Source organism: Thalassospiraceae bacterium LMO-JJ14 (genome assembly GCA_021555105.2).
GTDB lineage: Bacteria > Pseudomonadota > Alphaproteobacteria > Rhodospirillales > Casp-alpha2 > UBA4479.
In genome coordinates this window covers 19,517-34,894 of the sequence record CP134604.1, presented here as the reverse complement: position 1 = coordinate 34,894, position 15,378 = coordinate 19,517, and the positions used below count along the sequence as shown (strand labels likewise).

The 15,378-nt window shown below is 61.8% G+C and carries 15 protein-coding genes; 8 read left to right on the top strand and 7 right to left on the bottom strand.

Annotated elements, in window-relative coordinates; genetic code table 11:
* Positions 1–78: 78 nt before the first annotated feature.
* The gene (locus L2D14_00165; GenBank protein WNJ99857.1) at positions 79–861 is read left to right on the top strand and encodes a phytanoyl-CoA dioxygenase family protein; all 783 of its coding nucleotides are present in this window, start codon (positions 79–81) and stop codon (positions 859–861) included.
* A 29-nt stretch (positions 862–890) separates the two neighbouring features.
* On the opposite strand, the gene L2D14_00160 is transcribed toward L2D14_00165, so the two are convergent.
* On the bottom strand, positions 891–1,337 hold the full coding sequence (locus L2D14_00160) for an MmcB family DNA repair protein (GenBank protein WNJ99856.1): 447 nt from the start codon (positions 1,335–1,337) through the stop codon (positions 891–893).
* Positions 1,338–1,387: 50 nt separating this feature from the next.
* Here L2D14_00160 and L2D14_00155 point away from each other — a divergent pair, with 50 nt between their 5' ends.
* Positions 1,388–1,807, top strand: coding sequence for a secondary thiamine-phosphate synthase enzyme YjbQ (locus tag L2D14_00155; GenBank protein ID WNJ99855.1), 420 nt, complete (start codon positions 1,388–1,390; stop codon positions 1,805–1,807).
* A gap of 6 nt (positions 1,808–1,813) precedes the next feature.
* Here L2D14_00155 and L2D14_00150 read toward each other — a convergent pair whose 3' ends face one another.
* Complete coding sequence (locus L2D14_00150) at positions 1,814–2,590, bottom strand: EAL domain-containing protein (protein ID WNJ99854.1); 777 nt, start codon at positions 2,588–2,590, stop codon at positions 1,814–1,816.
* A gap of 114 nt (positions 2,591–2,704) precedes the next feature.
* On the bottom strand, positions 2,705–4,132 hold the full coding sequence (locus L2D14_00145) for a tetratricopeptide repeat protein (protein WNJ99853.1): 1,428 nt from the start codon (positions 4,130–4,132) through the stop codon (positions 2,705–2,707).
* A gap of 58 nt (positions 4,133–4,190) precedes the next feature.
* On the opposite strand from L2D14_00145, the gene L2D14_00140 reads away from it, so the two are divergent.
* The 3 genes from L2D14_00140 (at position 4,191) to L2D14_00130 (ending at position 8,443) form a co-directional block, all read left to right on the top strand.
* Complete coding sequence (locus tag L2D14_00140; GenBank protein ID WNJ99852.1) at positions 4,191–5,849, top strand: putative 2OG-Fe(II) oxygenase; 1,659 nt, start codon at positions 4,191–4,193, stop codon at positions 5,847–5,849.
* A 119-nt stretch (positions 5,850–5,968) separates the two neighbouring features.
* Complete coding sequence (locus tag L2D14_00135) at positions 5,969–6,670, top strand: FecR family protein (GenBank protein ID WNJ99851.1); 702 nt, start codon at positions 5,969–5,971, stop codon at positions 6,668–6,670.
* 216 nt (positions 6,671–6,886) lie between these two features.
* Complete coding sequence (locus L2D14_00130) at positions 6,887–8,443, top strand: GNAT family N-acetyltransferase (GenBank protein ID WNJ99850.1); 1,557 nt, start codon at positions 6,887–6,889, stop codon at positions 8,441–8,443.
* Between the two features lie 2 nt (positions 8,444–8,445).
* On the opposite strand, the gene L2D14_00125 is transcribed toward L2D14_00130, so the two are convergent.
* On the bottom strand, positions 8,446–9,426 hold the full coding sequence (locus L2D14_00125; protein ID WNJ99849.1) for a D-2-hydroxyacid dehydrogenase: 981 nt from the start codon (positions 9,424–9,426) through the stop codon (positions 8,446–8,448).
* 134 nt (positions 9,427–9,560) lie between these two features.
* Between L2D14_00125 and L2D14_00120 the strand changes: the two genes are divergently transcribed.
* From L2D14_00120 to L2D14_00110, 3 genes are all read left to right on the top strand, one after another.
* Complete coding sequence (locus L2D14_00120; GenBank protein WNJ99848.1) at positions 9,561–9,878, top strand: NIPSNAP family protein; 318 nt, start codon at positions 9,561–9,563, stop codon at positions 9,876–9,878.
* 43 nt (positions 9,879–9,921) lie between these two features.
* On the top strand, positions 9,922–10,197 hold the full coding sequence (locus tag L2D14_00115) for a hypothetical protein (protein WNJ99847.1): 276 nt from the start codon (positions 9,922–9,924) through the stop codon (positions 10,195–10,197).
* A gap of 107 nt (positions 10,198–10,304) precedes the next feature.
* Positions 10,305–11,765: a deoxyribodipyrimidine photo-lyase gene (locus L2D14_00110; GenBank protein WNJ99846.1), complete on the top strand. Its 1,461-nt coding sequence runs from the start codon at positions 10,305–10,307 to the stop codon at positions 11,763–11,765.
* Between the two features lie 3 nt (positions 11,766–11,768).
* On the opposite strand, the gene L2D14_00105 is transcribed toward L2D14_00110, so the two are convergent.
* The 3 genes from L2D14_00105 to L2D14_00095 are packed head-to-tail and all read right to left on the bottom strand — an operon-like array spanning position 11,769 to position 15,342.
* Positions 11,769–12,185, bottom strand: coding sequence for a hypothetical protein (locus tag L2D14_00105; protein ID WNJ99845.1), 417 nt, complete (start codon positions 12,183–12,185; stop codon positions 11,769–11,771).
* Positions 12,182–13,090 (bottom strand): 50S ribosomal protein L11 methyltransferase, encoded by a 909-nt coding sequence (locus L2D14_00100; GenBank protein ID WNJ99844.1) that lies wholly within the window; start codon positions 13,088–13,090, stop codon positions 12,182–12,184. The genes L2D14_00105 and L2D14_00100 overlap by 4 nt, the downstream gene beginning before the upstream one ends.
* Positions 13,087–15,342, bottom strand: a complete 2,256-nt coding sequence (locus L2D14_00095; GenBank protein WNJ99843.1) for a UvrD-helicase domain-containing protein — start codon at positions 15,340–15,342, stop codon at positions 13,087–13,089. The genes L2D14_00100 and L2D14_00095 overlap by 4 nt, the downstream gene beginning before the upstream one ends.
* Between the last annotated feature and the right edge of the window lie 36 nt (positions 15,343–15,378).

Below are 15,378 nucleotides of genomic sequence, written 5' to 3'. Positions count from 1 at the left end.
TTCGAAATGCAGTAAAAAAACAAAGAACAATCCGGACTTGCGGTCCGCACCGCAGTGCCGTTTCAGGAGGACGATCCAATGCAATTGTCGGAACAGGAACTGAAGCAGTTCGATCAGGACGGCTATCTGTTTTTCCCGGGCATGTTCTCGCCCGAGGAAGCGGCGCTGCTGAAACGCGAGGCCGAGGCCATTTACGCCCTGGATCGCAAAGAGGTCTGGCGTGAATCTAACGGCGTCGCGCGGACCGCCTTTGCCGCGCACAAGTACAACGAAGCGTTCCGCCGCCTTGGCGCGCATCCGCGCCTGATCGAGCCGGTATCGCAGGTGTTGGATGGTCCGCTTTACATGCATCAGTACAAGGTCAATGCCAAGGCGGCCTTCGATGGCGCCGTCTGGCAGTGGCATCAGGATTACGGCACATGGAAGCGCGATGACGAGATGCCGGAACCGCGCGCCATGAACATCGCCGTGTTCCTGGACGACGTCACGGCGGCGAACGGCCCGCTGCTGTTCATTCCGGGTAGCCACAAGCAGGGCGTCGTCGACGCCGGGCACGATCTGGAAACGACCAGCTATCCGCTATGGACGCTGGACCGTGAAAAAGTGTCGGAACTTGCCGCCGAGGGCGGCTGCGTTGCGCCGACCGGTCCGGCAGGCAGCATGCTGATGTTCTCGTCGCTGCTGGTTCATGCCAGCCCGCCGAACATTTCGCCGTTCGGGCGGACCATCGTTTATCTGTCGCTGTGTCACGTCGACAATCACATCCGCGCCTTCAACCGCGAGGAATGGATCGCGCACCGTGACTTCACGCCGATCGAGGCGTTGTCGGACGACTGTCTCGGCGAACTGGTCGAAAAGTAAACCCAGGCCGCCGAGTAAGCGGAGAAACGCTAAACCGCCGGGTCGCTCTGCCCGGTCAGGCGGCTGGCGGCGGTGCGTGCAAATCTGAGAGTTTGCGTGCGCCGACGGTTGCCGTTCATTGGGGTTTCCAAGGCCGGGCGGAGGATCGTTGCGCCGTAAGGGTCGGCGACGATCAGGCCGGCGTCATCGGGCAGGTGCTGCTGCGGAAAATCCGGGTTTACCGCGAAATAAAAAAAATCGCTGAACGGCAGGTATTCCTGCCATTTGCCGTCCGAGCGAAAGTCGGCAAGTGAGCTTTTGATCTCGATCACGGTGAACCGGCCGTTCAGGTCGAGCGCCGCGACATCGACGCGGCGCTTGTTGGTGAGGCGGAATTCGAGCAGCGGCGCCAGCCCCAGTTCGGTCATCAGGCGTTGCACGCCGCGTGTGATATCGTCGGCGGCGGTGCCGGGCAGGGGGCCTTGTCGGATGCGCATCGGGCAAGCCTCGCGTTTGCAAATGGTCCGGGGAATGCTAACAGAATTGCATGGCGCACGCACAAACCCAGCTGAGGATTTCGACCGCCGGACAGGGATTGTACGAGTTCACCCGCGATGCGGTCGCGTTCTGTGCCGGGAGCGGCATCGCCACCGGGTTGCTGACGGTTTATTGCCGCCATACCTCGGCGTCGCTGACGATCCAGGAAAATGCAGACCCGGATGTGATCCATGACCTGAACGTGTTCTTCTCCCGGTTGGTTGCCGAGGACCCGTCGCTTTACCGCCACACCGCCGAGGGCCCCGACGACATGCCGGCGCATATCCGCAGCGCTCTCACGGACGTGTCGCTGAGCATACCCGTTACCGACGGACGTCCCGTGCTCGGCACCTGGCAGGGGGTATATCTTTTCGAACACCGCACCCGACCGCATACCCGCAGCATGGTGCTGCATCTGAGCGGCGATTAATTTTGATCAAAGTGCTGAAAGGTCAGGGATCGGCAATGCTTCGATTTGCGGTTTCCCCAATATATAGCCCTGGCAATATTGGATATTCATTTCAAGCAGCGTATCGAGATCGGCCTGCGTTTCGACGCCTTCCGCAATGACTTTTATACCTAAAGCATGGCAGGTGGAAATCGCCCCCTGAGTGATGGTTTTCTTGATGACGTCGTCGGATATTCCCTGGCACAATTCCATATCCAGCTTCAAGACCTGTGGCTTGAATTTGCTTAAAAGATTGAGGCCCGCATACCCTGAACCAAAGTCATCGATTGCCGTTATGAATCCACGATTGTTGTATTCGTTGAATATGCCGAGAAGATGTTTCGGATCAAGAATCGGTTCCGACTCCGTAACTTCAAACATGATCTGAGTGGCTGAAAGGCCATACCGATCGGCGGCTTCCAGTGTTGCACGGATACATGTTTCAGGGCGATATACCGCGTTCGGCAGAAAATTGATGCTCAAGACGCAGTCGAGCTTCAAATCAGATGCAATCTTTATTGCCGTTACCCGACAGGTTTGGTCAAAAACATAGCGGTTTGTCTCGTCGACGCGCGAAAGGATTTCGCCGGCACCCTCGCCATTCTTTCCCCGGACAAGAGCTTCATACGCAAAGACGGTCTTGGTGCTGACATCGACAATCGGCTGATAGGCCATGGTGATCGGGAACCCCAGCGGATTCCCGTCGAGGCATTCCTTGCATCCGAGTGGGCGAAATTCCGGATTGTCTTCACGGGCGTCTGTCATTTTTTATACGATTCCGTTTTGCTGATTGTGAAGATCGCCAATGTCTTCATAAGCATAAGCAGTTTTAAAGCTAAATGAAGATATAGGGGGACGGACACGTTCATTACAAGAGACCTAAGTGTCCTCGATGATCACTGCGGCCTGCTTGGTGACGATGCCGAAAGCGAGATAGCGGTACTTCCAGCCGTACGTGCCGACGGTATCCTGAAACGCCCGGTATTCGTCGTCGCGCCAAGTCGGGTTGATCAGATATTCGTCGAACACCAGTACGCTGCCGGGCCGGATGCGCGGCGCCAGTGCGTCCAGCACCGTGGCGGTCGAGGCATGGATGTCGCAGTCGATATTGCAAAAGCGCACGTCGCCCGGATGGGAATCCAGGAACGGCCCCAGCGTGTCCTCGAACAGGCCGGCATGCAGCGTCACGTTGTCCGGCACATCGGGCAGCGCGCCGTCGGTCGAATAAACACCTTCCGGCTCGCCACCCCACGCCGATGGCAGGCCGTGGAAGGAATCGAAGCCGTGCACGCCTTGTTCCGTTTCGCCCGCGATGTGGCGGATCGACTGGCCGTGGCGGACGCCGAATTCCAGTACAAGTCCTTCCAGACGGGCGGCATCCAGTGCGAGATCGAGCAGGGCATAGGGGCAATGGATGATTTCGGTCTCAAGGGTGGAATGGCTTTTGACGTAGTCCCAACTGTCGATCCACGCGCGCACGGTCGTATCGTCATCGTGCAGGGCCTGAAACAGTTGCGTGGCATCGGCGCCGGTCATTTCAATGGCCACCGCCTGATAGAAGCGCGCCATGTCGTGTTCCGGGTCGGCCTTGAGCGCCTTCGCCAGGGTACGGATCGCCGCGTCGAGACCGGCGGTGACCATTTCCGTCAGGCCGAGGTTGCAATAGGCATCGGCATGATCGCCGTCGGCGGCGATCGCCTTGGTGTAGGCCGCGACGGCATCGGCATGACGGCCCGCCTCGCGGTGCGCGTTGCCGAGATTGTACAGCGCATCCGTGAACCCCGGCTGATAGCTGAGCGCCAGCTTGCAGTGCGCCACCGCCTCGTCGAACAGGCCCAGTTCGGACAGGGTCGTCGCCAGATTGGAATGCGCCTGTACCAGATCGGGCGCCAGGCGGATGGCGTCACGGTAAGCCTTGACCGCGCCCGGCTTGTCGCCATCGGCGCGCAGTGTGTTGCCGAGGTTATAATGATGATGCGCGGCGTCCGGTGCGTGCGCGATGGCGGTGCGAAAGGCGAACGCGGCTTCGCCGTACTGCTCCATGGCCTGCAGGGCGGTGCCTTTGTTGCCATAGGCATCTGCGGCCTCCGGCGCGAGATGGATGACACGTTCGATGATTGGCAGGGCCTCTTCGGCGCGGCCCTGCTGCAGACAGAGGATCGACAGCAGATGCAGCGCATCGGCGTTGTCTGGATCGTCAGCGATGACGGCGCGGTATCCGGCTTCGGCCTCGCTGAGCGCGCCCTTCTGATGCAGGGCGAGGGCGTCGGCAAGCGCGGGCGGCATGGTGTTGTCGTTCATACGCATACTATAAGCCGCTATCGCAGGACTTGCGAGTTACACCGTGACATCCGATTGTTCGGGGATGGCAAAGGCACGAAACCGCAAAACCGAGTTGAGGCTGACGCGTGTTCGCGAGGCGCTGGCTACGGGGCATGCGACGGAGGCGCTGGCTGAGGTGCGGCGTTTGCTGGCCTCACGCCTGCGCGATCCGGCGGTGCTCAACCTCGGCGGTATCGCCGCCTTTCAGTGCGGCGCGGAAGGCGAAGCCCGCAAGCTGCTGGAAGAAGCCTGCACACGTGCCCCCGAGGATGCGGAAATCCGCATGAACCTCGGCAATGTGCTGGCCGGCGGCGACGACAAACAGGCGGCTCTGGCGGCTTACGAAAGCGCGCACGATCTGGCACCGGGCTATGCGGAACCGGCATATAACGCCGGCGTATTGCTGGCCGGCATGGGGCGGCATGCGGATGCGGCGGACTGGTTCCGGAAAGCCTTGCAGCGCGATATCGAACATACCGCCGCCGCCATCGGCCGTGCCGAGGCCTTGCGCGCCACCGGCGATTTGCAGGGTGCGCGGGCAGAGCTGGAAGCGCTTATCCAGCGCCGCCCCGAAGACGCGGTTGCGTACACCAATCACGCCGCCGTGCTCAGCGAAACGGGCGACGATGCCGGGGCCCGCCAGGCGGCACTGAAAGCCGGACAATGCGACCCCGGGCTGGCGGCGGCGCACTTCAACCTGGGGGTTGCCGAGCAGGCGCTCGGCGAAGATGAAGACGCGATCCAGAGCTACCGCCGGGCGCTGGCGCTGGAACCGGGTCATGCGGCGGCGGCCCTTAATCAGGGTGAAGCGTTCAGGACGCTCGGCGATGAAGCGGCGGCGGCAAAGGCTTATGCGCGGGCGCTTGAAATCGACCCGGGCTTCGCCAAGGCGGCGGTCAATCTAGCCGATCTGCACCTTGCCCGGGGTGACGCGGCGGCGGCGCTGGAAGATATCGAACGCTTTCTGTCACGCCGCCCGGCACATCCGGCGGCGCTTGCCTTCAGGGCTTTCGCGCTCCGCGATCTGGGCGAGGATGCCGCCGCACGGGAACTGGACGACCCCGACCGGTTTATTATGCAGCGCCGGGTGCAGCCGCCCGACGGCTATGCCGGCATAGATGCCTTCAACGCGGCCATCGCCGAATACCTTTTGGCGCATCCGACGCTGACCCCGTCACCGAAAGCACACGCCACGCGCATGGGACGGCATTCCGGCGAACTGCTGGCCCCGCCGATGGGACCGATGGCGGCGTTCGGCCGTGAAATCGAAGATGCCTTTCGCGCCTACAGGCGGCAGTTCGCGGGCGAGCCGGCGCACCCTTTTCTCGACGCCTGCCCAGACGACATCGCGATTTCGGCGTGGGGGGTGGTCATGGACGAGGACGGCCATCAGGTCGCGCATATCCACCCCGCGGCATGGCTTTCCGGAGTGTATTACGCCGAGGTGCCGGACAGCATCACAGATGACGACCCGGAACGCGCCGGGTGGATCGAGTTCGGCCGCCCGCCGGAGGATATCCACGCCCACCATGCTCCCGTGCTGCGCCTTTTCAAGCCCGAGCCGGGCCTGATGATCCTGTTTCCGAGCCATTTTTATCACCGCACGGTGCCGCTGAAAGGCAGATCGCGGCGCATTTCAATCGCTTTCGACATCATGCCCGGGACCGGCGGCGGGCCGGTGCAGATACGTAAATACCCTTAAATATTAAGCACATTCCACAGGTATGAAGTCGCAGGGATAGTGCTTACGTAGTGGAGTAATCCAGTGCGGCATTTTGACCGTATAGATTACCAGACGAAATAACGGTGATGCATAAAACGATGACTTCAAACAGTTACAGACCGCGTTTCTGGGCCGCAACGACGCTTGCACTGGCGCTCGTTTTTGCCGCCGGGATGACCGTTGCGGGTGAAAAACAGGCAACGGAGCAGGCAACGGAACTGGCATCGATCGAACAATACGTCGGTATGGATGTCGGCGAAGTGATCCGCGCGCGCGGCAATATCGCAAGTGTGTTCCAGAGCCTTCCCCGAACCCTGGGCGCAGGCAGCGATGTGAAGTTTCTGGACACGATCCTGACGGGGGAAAATACCCGTGCCGAGATCACGCTGATCGACGACAGCCTGCTGTCGCTCGGCGACAATTCGGAACTGACCATCGACGAAATGATCTACGCGCCCGGCAAAAAAGGGCGCGGTGTCCTGACCCTGGCCAAGGGCGTGTTCCGCATGGTGTCCGGCAAAATCAACAAACATGACGGCGGCACTCTGACATTGAAGACCCCGATAGCGACCATTGGCGTGCGTGGCACGGATTTCTGGGGGTTGCAGGAAGCAAACACGCTGACGATGGCGCTGATCGATGACGGCATTGTCGAAATCACCGGCGCTGACGGGCGGACCGTGACGCTGAATACGCCGCTTCAGGCCGTCGTGATCGAACGCGGCCAGCCGACCCCGGCGGCGCCGTTCAACCTGACGCCAGGCGAACTGGCCGAGGCGGCAAAGACCGTGACCTATTAATTCGAAAGGTTAGATAGCCGGTGCGCCGGCATCTCCCTGACCGAGTGCTGCGCTCCCCCCGTGCGGCACTCGGTTTTTTTTGAGGGGGCCACATGGTCTTGCCGGCATAGGGGTTGCTTGGAAAGGCGTGGGCCATTTTGTATGGTCTGGGTCATGGCCGCTGCCGGTTTGTTTTCCCGGCAGGAAATGGCGAAACCCCGGGATTTTGGAACCGCAATGGAAGAAGCAGATCTTGAGAAGTACGAGCGCAAGGTGGCAGTCCGTCCGTTGCGGGTTTCCGATTATCCCGCCGTGCTCAAGGTTCAGACCGATGTCTTCAAGAGCATCGAACCGTGGTCGCGGGCACAGTACCTGAGTCAGCTGCGGTCTTTTCCGGAAGGCCAGTTGGGGGTCGAGGTCGAAGGCGAGCTTGTCGCTATTTCATCGTCGCTGCTGATTTCCGGTCACGTTGCATCCAGTGCGCATGACTTCGATACCGTCACCGACGACGGCTTCATCCGCAACCACCGCGAAGACGGGGAATACCTGTACGGCATCGATATCGCGGTTTCGCGCGAATATCAGGGTTACAAGCTGGCCCGCAGGCTCTACGAGGCACGCAAGGAACTGGTGGTCGAGAAAAACCTGAAAGGGATCGTCATCGGCGGCCGCATTCCCGGCTATCACGAACATGCCGGGGACATGAGCGCCGAGGAATACGTCGAAAAAGTCGTCGTCCGCGAACTGGACGACCCGGTTCTGGTGGCTCAGCTGGCAAACGGTTTCGAGATCATCCGTGTCATCGAGGGCTATCTGGCAGAGGACGACGAGAGCTGCGGCAACGCCGTGCTGATGATCTGGCGCAATCCCGATTTCAAGGCGGAGCAGGGTGCGCAGAACCATCCCGGCACGGCCCGGCTGTGCGTCGTGCAGTATCAGATGCACCGCGTCGACAGCTTCAAGGATTTCGCGCTTCAGTGTGAACACTTCGTCGGAACGGCGTCGGAATACAGATCGGATTTCTGCGTCTTCCCGGAACTGCTGACGACACAGCTTTTTTCCATGCTGCCCGCCGACCGGCCGCAGGAGGCGGCCCGTGCGCTGGATCAGTTCACCGAGCCGTATCTGGAAATGTTCAATGAGCTGGCGATCCGCTACAACGTCAACATCATCGGCGGCTCGCACCTGACTCTGGAAGAAGAGCGCCTGTACAATGTCGCCTATCTGTTCCGCCGCGACGGCACGCTGGAAAAACAGTACAAGATCCATATCACGCCCAGCGAATCGAAGTGGTGGGGCGTCAGCGGCGGCGAGAAAGTGAACGTCTTCGACACCGACAGGGGCAAGATCGCGATCCTGATCTGCTACGACGTCGAGTTTCCCGAGCTGGCACGCATTGCCGCCGGTAAGGGCGCCAACATCATCTTCGTGCCGTACAATACGGATATGCGCTCGGGGCATCTCAGGGTCAGCTACTGCGCCCACGCGCGGGCCATTGAGAACCATGTCTATGTGGCGCTGGCCGGGGCCTGCGGGAACCTGCCACATACCACCTCGACGGCGGAAATTCACTATGCGCAATCGGGCATCTATACGCCGTCGGATATCTCGTTCGACCGCGAAGCCATCGCCGCCGAGTGCACGCCGAACGCGGAAATGGTGCTGATCCACGATGTCGATCTCGACAAGCTGCCGCACCACAAGCACTTCGGCACGGTCAAGAACTGGATCGACCGGCGCAAGGATCTCTACACGATCAACTACGACGACGGCACCGAGAAGTTCACGGTCTAGATTCAGCCGACCACGTTGCGCGGTTTTCCGGCGACGAAGGCGTCGATGTTGTCGACCATCTGATCGGCGAGGCCCTGGATCGCTTCGAGGCTGGCCCACGCCACGTGCGGTGTCAGGATGAAATTCGGCCGGTCCATGATTTCCATGAACGGATGATCGTCGGGAATCGGCTCCGTGGTGACCACGTCGAACGCCGCGCCCCTGATCTTGCCGCTTTTCAGGGCGTCGACGAGGGCGCGCTCGTCGACCAGCCCGCCACGCGCGGTGTTGATCACCAGCGGGCGTTTCGTCATCTTCGCGAACTCGTCGGGACCGAGCAGATTGCGGGTGCTGTCGAGCAGCGGGCAGTGCATGGTGATGACATCGCTTTCCGACAGAATACGTTCGAACGGGGTATATAGCGGCCCCATGCCGTCGACCCCCTTGTAGGTCGAGAAGCGGACTTCCATGCCGAAAGCCTCGGCCAGGCGGGCAACCGACTTGCCGAGTACGCCGTCGCCGATGATGCCCATTACCTTGCCTCTGAGATCGAAGATCGGATAGTCGAAGTAACAGAACTGGTCCGCTTCCTTCCAGCGCCCTTCGGCGACCGACAGGTGATACGGACGTATCGAGCGGCTTAAGCTGAGGATCAGGCCCATGGTGTGTTCCGGCACCGTGGCGGTGGCGTATTCACGGATGTTGGAAACGGTGATCCCTCGTTCGGCGCAGGTTTTGAGGTCGATGATGTCGGTGCCGGTGGCGGCGACCGCGATCATTTTCAGTTTCGGTAGCTCGCCAAGGGTCTCGGCGCGCAGGGCAACCTTGTTGGTGATGATAATCTCGGCATCCTTGGCCCGCTCAACGATCTCTTCGGGCTTGGTCCGCTGATAGTCGTCCATGGTGTGCGCGAATGCCGGCGGCCGCAGTGTGACCTGTTCCGGGAAAGTTTCGCGGTCGAGAAATACAATATGCTTCGATGTGCCGGTGTCGTTGTTCGTCATGTGATGTAATTCCCCCTTTGTCGGGATTAAATGTAATGAACGAAAGGCCGGCAATCCAGTATTGGACTCTTTTTATCCGCGTCGTACCGTCACACTCCTGAAAACAGTTTCCGTTTACATGAAGGACATCCGAAATGCTTTACGACCACCGCACCTATACCTGCCGTCCGGGCACCATCAAGAAGCACCTCGAGCTTTACCTGCAGCACGGCTACCCGGCGCAGACCCGGCATCTCGGCAAACCCGTGCTGTATGCGATGACGGAAACCGGCGATCCCAACAGCTATGTGCATATCTGGGCCTATGAAGACGCCGCCGACCGCGCTAAAAAACGCGCCGCCATGCAGGCCGATCCGGATTGGCAGAATTATCTCAAGGTCAATGCCGAGGCCGGATACCTGGAAAGCCAAAGCAATAAACTACTGATCCCGGCGCCGTTCTTCGAAGGCTGAGCGGGCGCTTGCGTGTGCGGCGCAGATTCCGCACAATCCGCGCATGACCGGGAAAACACCGATCGCAAGACTTCTGTCGGTGGCGGCGCTTTCGGCGCCGCTGCTGGCGCTCGGTGCCTGCGGAACATCGGATTCAGGCTCCATCGTCGCGGCGTCCGAAACGGCGATCACCATCACGACGATCCGCTTTTCCGAACCGACGGCCATCGCCGAAGCACACTGCGCCAAATACGGCCGCAAGGCCGTGCCGCAGGGCCAGGTGAAGCTGGGGTCGGTCAGCTACAAGATCATGTGGGGCTACGATTGCGTCAAACCGTGACGTCCCGCCGCTCCTCCCTTGTTTCGCCCCGGTGATCCGTCCCGCCGCACTGCCCGTACCAGTCAGGTAACCGCCGCGACGTGCGGCAGGCTTAAGACAGAGTATTCATGACCGATCCCGCGCCGATCATTGTCTGGTTCAGGAACGACCTCCGCGTTGCCGACAATCCGGCCCTTATTGCCGCCGCCGCGAGTGGCAAGCCGGTGATCGCACTTTATATCCTCGACGACGAGACACCGGGAAAATGGAAACCGGGGGGCGCCGCGCGCTGGTGGCTGCATCACACCCTCGCGGCATTGCAGTCGGGGTTGGCTGAACGGGGTGCAACGCTTGTGCTGCGCCGTGGCCGGGCCGAAGACGTGATCGCCGCCGTTGCCGGTGAAACCGGCGCTCAGGGTGTTTACTGGAACCGCTGTTACGAGCCGTTTGCCATTGCCCGCGATAGCAGGATCAAGGATGCGCTCAAGGCCGGCAATCTGGAGGCCGCCAGTTTCAACGGATCGTTGCTGTTCGAACCGTGGGAGATCACCACCAGGCAGGGGGGATTCTACAAGGTCTACACCCGTTTCTGGCACGCCTTGCGCGATAGGGGCGATCCGCCGCCGCCGGGCCCCGCGCCGTTGCGGATAGAAGCCTCCGGCAAGCTTGTGAAAAGCGAGGCGCTTGAGGACTGGGGACTGTTGCCGTCGGCACCGGACTGGGCCGGCGGGCTGCGCCAGCGCTGGCAGCCCGGCGAGGCAGGGGCGATGAAGCGGTTGCGGGCATTCCTGCGAAGCGGGCTGGAAGGCTACAAGGACCGTCGCGACTTCCCCGCCGATGCGGTGACGTCAAACCTGTCGGCGTTCCTGCACACAGGCGATATCAGTCCGCGCCAGATCTGGCATGAAACCCTGAAAACCGCGGGCTGGTCCGAGGCCGCGGAGAAGTTCCTCAAGGAAGTGGCCTGGCGGGAATTCGCCTATCACGTTCTCTATCATCTGCCGACGCTGCCCGATGAGCCGATGTCGGCGCGCTTTCGGGATTTCCCGTGGGCCGACGATGATGCGCACCTGGCCTGCTGGCAACAGGGACGAACCGGTTATCCGATGGTCGATGCGGGGATGCGCGAATTATGGCAGACCGGGCACATGCACAACCGGGTGCGCATGGTCACCGCGTCGTTTCTGGTCAAGCATCTGTTGTTGCCGTGGCAGGCCGGGGAAGCCTGGTTCTGGGATACTCTCGTCGACGCCGATCTGGCGGTCAATGCGTTCAGCTGGCAATGGGTTGCCGGCTGCGGTGCCGACGCGGCGCCGTATTTCCGCATCTTCAATCCGATTCTGCAGGGCTCGAAGTTCGATCCGGACGGGACATACATCCGCACCTATGTGCCGGAGATTGCGCAGTTGCCGGACAAATACCTGTTCGCGCCCTGGGAAGCGCCGGATCATGTGCTGAAGGATGCCGGGATCGCGCTCGGCACGACCTATCCACGACCGGTCGTGGCGCACAAACAGGCCCGCGAACGCGCACTCGCCGCCTTCAAGTCGCTGCCGCGTCACGACGGGGCTGGAAACGAGGGGGCTTAGGTCCTAGTTGATCGGTAAGTCGCCGAACAGCCAGCGCCCGACTTCAATACCGACCAGGGACCACGCCGCCAGCGTGATGGCGATGGCGATCAGCGGCTGGTTGCGGACCCGCTTGAACGGTTGCGGCCGCGACCCGGCATCGAGAACGGAGGCTTGGCCGATTTCGAGATGGCGGTTGCGGCGGATGGTCTTCAGGGTCTCGCGCTCGACCTCATCGAAGCCCTGGCGCAACGACACGAACTCGCGGTGAAACGGCACGACGATGCCGAAAAACATCGTGATCACCCCGGCGATCCCGTACCACGGCACATAGCCCAGCTTGGCTGCGCCGCTGAGGAATGTGCCGACCAGAACGAAGCCGACGCCGTTGATGCCGATCAACACATGCACAAGCCGGCGGCGGCGTTCCGGGTCGATCATTTTCCGTTCACCTCAGCCGCGGGCTTCCGCATCACCAGCGTCGACCAGCCGTCGAGGCTGTGCTGCGCAACAAACCTCAGCCCGTACGCGCGGTGCCGTGCCACCACCCAACGGGCATCGCGATCCAGCAATCCTGACAGCACGACGGTGCCGCCCGGCACCAGCGCGCGTACTGTGTCCGCCGCCATGCCGATCAAGGGCCGGGCCAGGACATTGGCGACGATCAGGTCATAGGGGGCGCCATCGCGGACCGCGTCGCTGCGGTAACCGGTGCTTTGGCGGGCGTCGATGCGGCCCCGCAGTTTGTTGTCACGGGTATTACGCCGGGTCACGCGAACGGCTTCCGGATCGATGTCGACGGCCAGTACCCGCGCCGGCCAAAGCCGGGCAATGGCGAACGCCAGAATGCCCGAGCCGCAGCCGAGATCGAGGGCGCTGGCAACATGCTGTGTGCGGGCGATCGCGGCCAGTGCCGTAAGGCAGGTGCCGGTGGTCGGGTGCGTGCCGGACCCGAACGCCGTGCCGGCATCGATGCGGAACGGTATGCAGGCGGCGGGCAGTGCCCCTTCGTAGTGACTCGGGTAGACGAAAAAGCGGCCGATGCGCAGCGGTTCGAACAGGGCGAGGTTTTCCGCCAGCCAGTCGCGCGGCGTCAGGAACTCGACGCGGAGCGGCGGCGTTTCGACGTGCATCGCTTCGGCGGCCATGGCCAGCCCGGCCTCGATGGCGTCGATATCGGGTTCGCTATCCGTATAGCCCTCGACCCGCCAGGGAATATCGTCATCGCCGAACGAAGAGACGGCAACGGAAATACCCTCGAAGATGACTTCGAACGCCGGCACGGTATGCTTAGGGACCGTGACTTCAAGCCGCCAAAGCGGCTGCGGGGCGGGCGCGAGGATCATGCGGGCAACACGAAGCTGGCCATGACCCGCTTCGGGCCGGCTTTCTCGAAATCGATATCGAGCTTGTCGCCGTCGACAAGGGTGATCTTGCCGTAGCCGAATTTCTGATGAAAGACACGGATGCCGACCTCGAAACCGCTGCCGTCGCCGGCAGGTTTGTAGGCCGGACTGCGGGCGGCCTCGACCATGCGGCGGCGCGAACGGCCAATGCCGTCGATGCCGTTGAACGGATCCTCGACGCTTTGCGACACCGCATCGCGGCGCGCATATACGCCGCTTTCGGAAAACACATCGATATGGTCGGCGGGCAGTTCATCGATAAAACGCGACGGCGTCGCACTCTGCCACTGTCCGTAGACCCGGCGGTTCGCGGCGAACGAAATCATCGCATGCTTGCGCGCCCGGGTGATGCCGACATAGGCAAGGCGGCGCTCTTCCTCAAGCGAGGCAAGACCGCCCTCGTCGAGCGAGCGCTGGTTCGGAAACAGGCCTTCTTCCCAGCCCGGCAGGAATACGGTGGCGAATTCAAGGCCCTTGGCGCCATGCAGCGTCATGATGTTGACCTTGTCGATGTCGCTGCGTTCCTCGTTTTCCATCACAAGGCTGACATGTTCCAGAAACGATCCCAGAGCCTCGAAATCCTCAAGTGCGACGACCAGTTCCTTCAGGTTGTCGATCCGGCCCGGTGCATCGGGTTCCTTTTTGGCGCGCCACATGTCGACATAACCGCTGTCTTCGAGGATCTGCCTGCACAGTTCCGCCGGCGGGTAGGTCTGCGCCAGGCTGCGCCACATGTCGAAGGTCGCCAGCAGATCGCCGAGTGCCTTGCGCGCCTGCGGGCGAAGCTCGTCTGTTTCAAGTAACTTGGCAATGGCGCGGGTCAGCGAGATGCGTTCGGCGCGGGCATAGGTGTGGATCACCTGCAGGCTGGTCTTGCCGATGCCGCGCGTCGGCACGTTGACGATGCGCTCGAACGCCAGATCGTCGTTGGGTTGGGCAACGACACGCAGGTATGCGACCGCATCGCGGATTTCCTGTCGCTCGTAGAACCGGGGTCCGCCGATGACCCTGTAGGGCAGGCCGAGCGTGATCAGGCGTTCCTCGAACTCGCGGGTTTGGAAGCCGGCGCGCACCAGCACCGCCATGTCGCTCAGTTTTTCGCCCTTGTTCTGATAGGCCTCGATCTCGTCACCGACCAGCCGGGCCTCGGCCTCGCCGTCCCAGACCCCGCGCACGCGGACTTTCTCACCATCGTTGATGTCGGTCCACAGCGTCTTGCCGAGCCGGCCTTCGTTGAAGGTGATCAGGCCCGATGCGGCCGCCAGAATATGCGGCGTCGAACGGTAGTTGCGTTCGAGCCGGACCACGCGCGCGCCCGGGAAGTCTTCTTCGAAGCGCAGGATGTTGCCGACTTCGGCGCCGCGCCAGGAATAGATCGACTGATCGTCATCGCCAACGCAGCAGATGTTGCGGTGTTCCTGCGCCAGAAGCCTGAGCCACAGATACTGTGCGACGTTGGTGTCCTGATACTCGTCGACCATGATGTAGCGGAACCGGCGCTGATAAGCTTTCAGAACCTCGGGCTGGTCGCGGAACAGGTTCAGGCACAACAAAAGCAGATCGCCGAAGTCGGCGGCGTTCAGGGTCTGCAGGCGATCCTGATAATCCTTGTACAGATCGAGCACCTTGCCGTCGCCGTGTCCGGCATCCGACGCGGGGACCTTGTCGGGCATGAAGCCGCGGTCCTTCCAGCGCTGGATGATGCCGGAAATGGCGCGCGCCGGCAGGCGTTTCTCGTCGATGCCGTGGACGTCGATCATCTGCTTGATCAGACGCACCTGGTCGTCGGCATCGAGGATGGTGAATTGTGGCGTCAGGCCGACGGCTTCGGCGTTGGCGCGCAGGATGCGCGCGGCGATGGCGTGAAAGGTGCCGACCCACCAGCCTTCGACCGGGCGGCCGACCAGATGCGAGACACGCTCGCGCATCTCGCCGGCGGCCTTGTTGGTAAAGGTCACGGCGAGAATTTCGCCGGGGCCGGCGCGGTTCTGCATCAGAATGTGCGCCAGGCGCGTCGTCAGCACCCGGGTCTTGCCGGTGCCGGCGCCGGCGAGGACCAGAACCGGGCCTTCGACGGCCTCGACGGCTTCGCGCTGACTGTCATTCAGGCCGTCCAGATAGGCCGGTGCGCGCTGCACGGCGGGGGCGGCGGCGGGACGGGGATCGTCATCAAGCTCGAAGGGATTGGACATACGCCGTTTATATCACGTGAAGGGCGGCTGAAAACC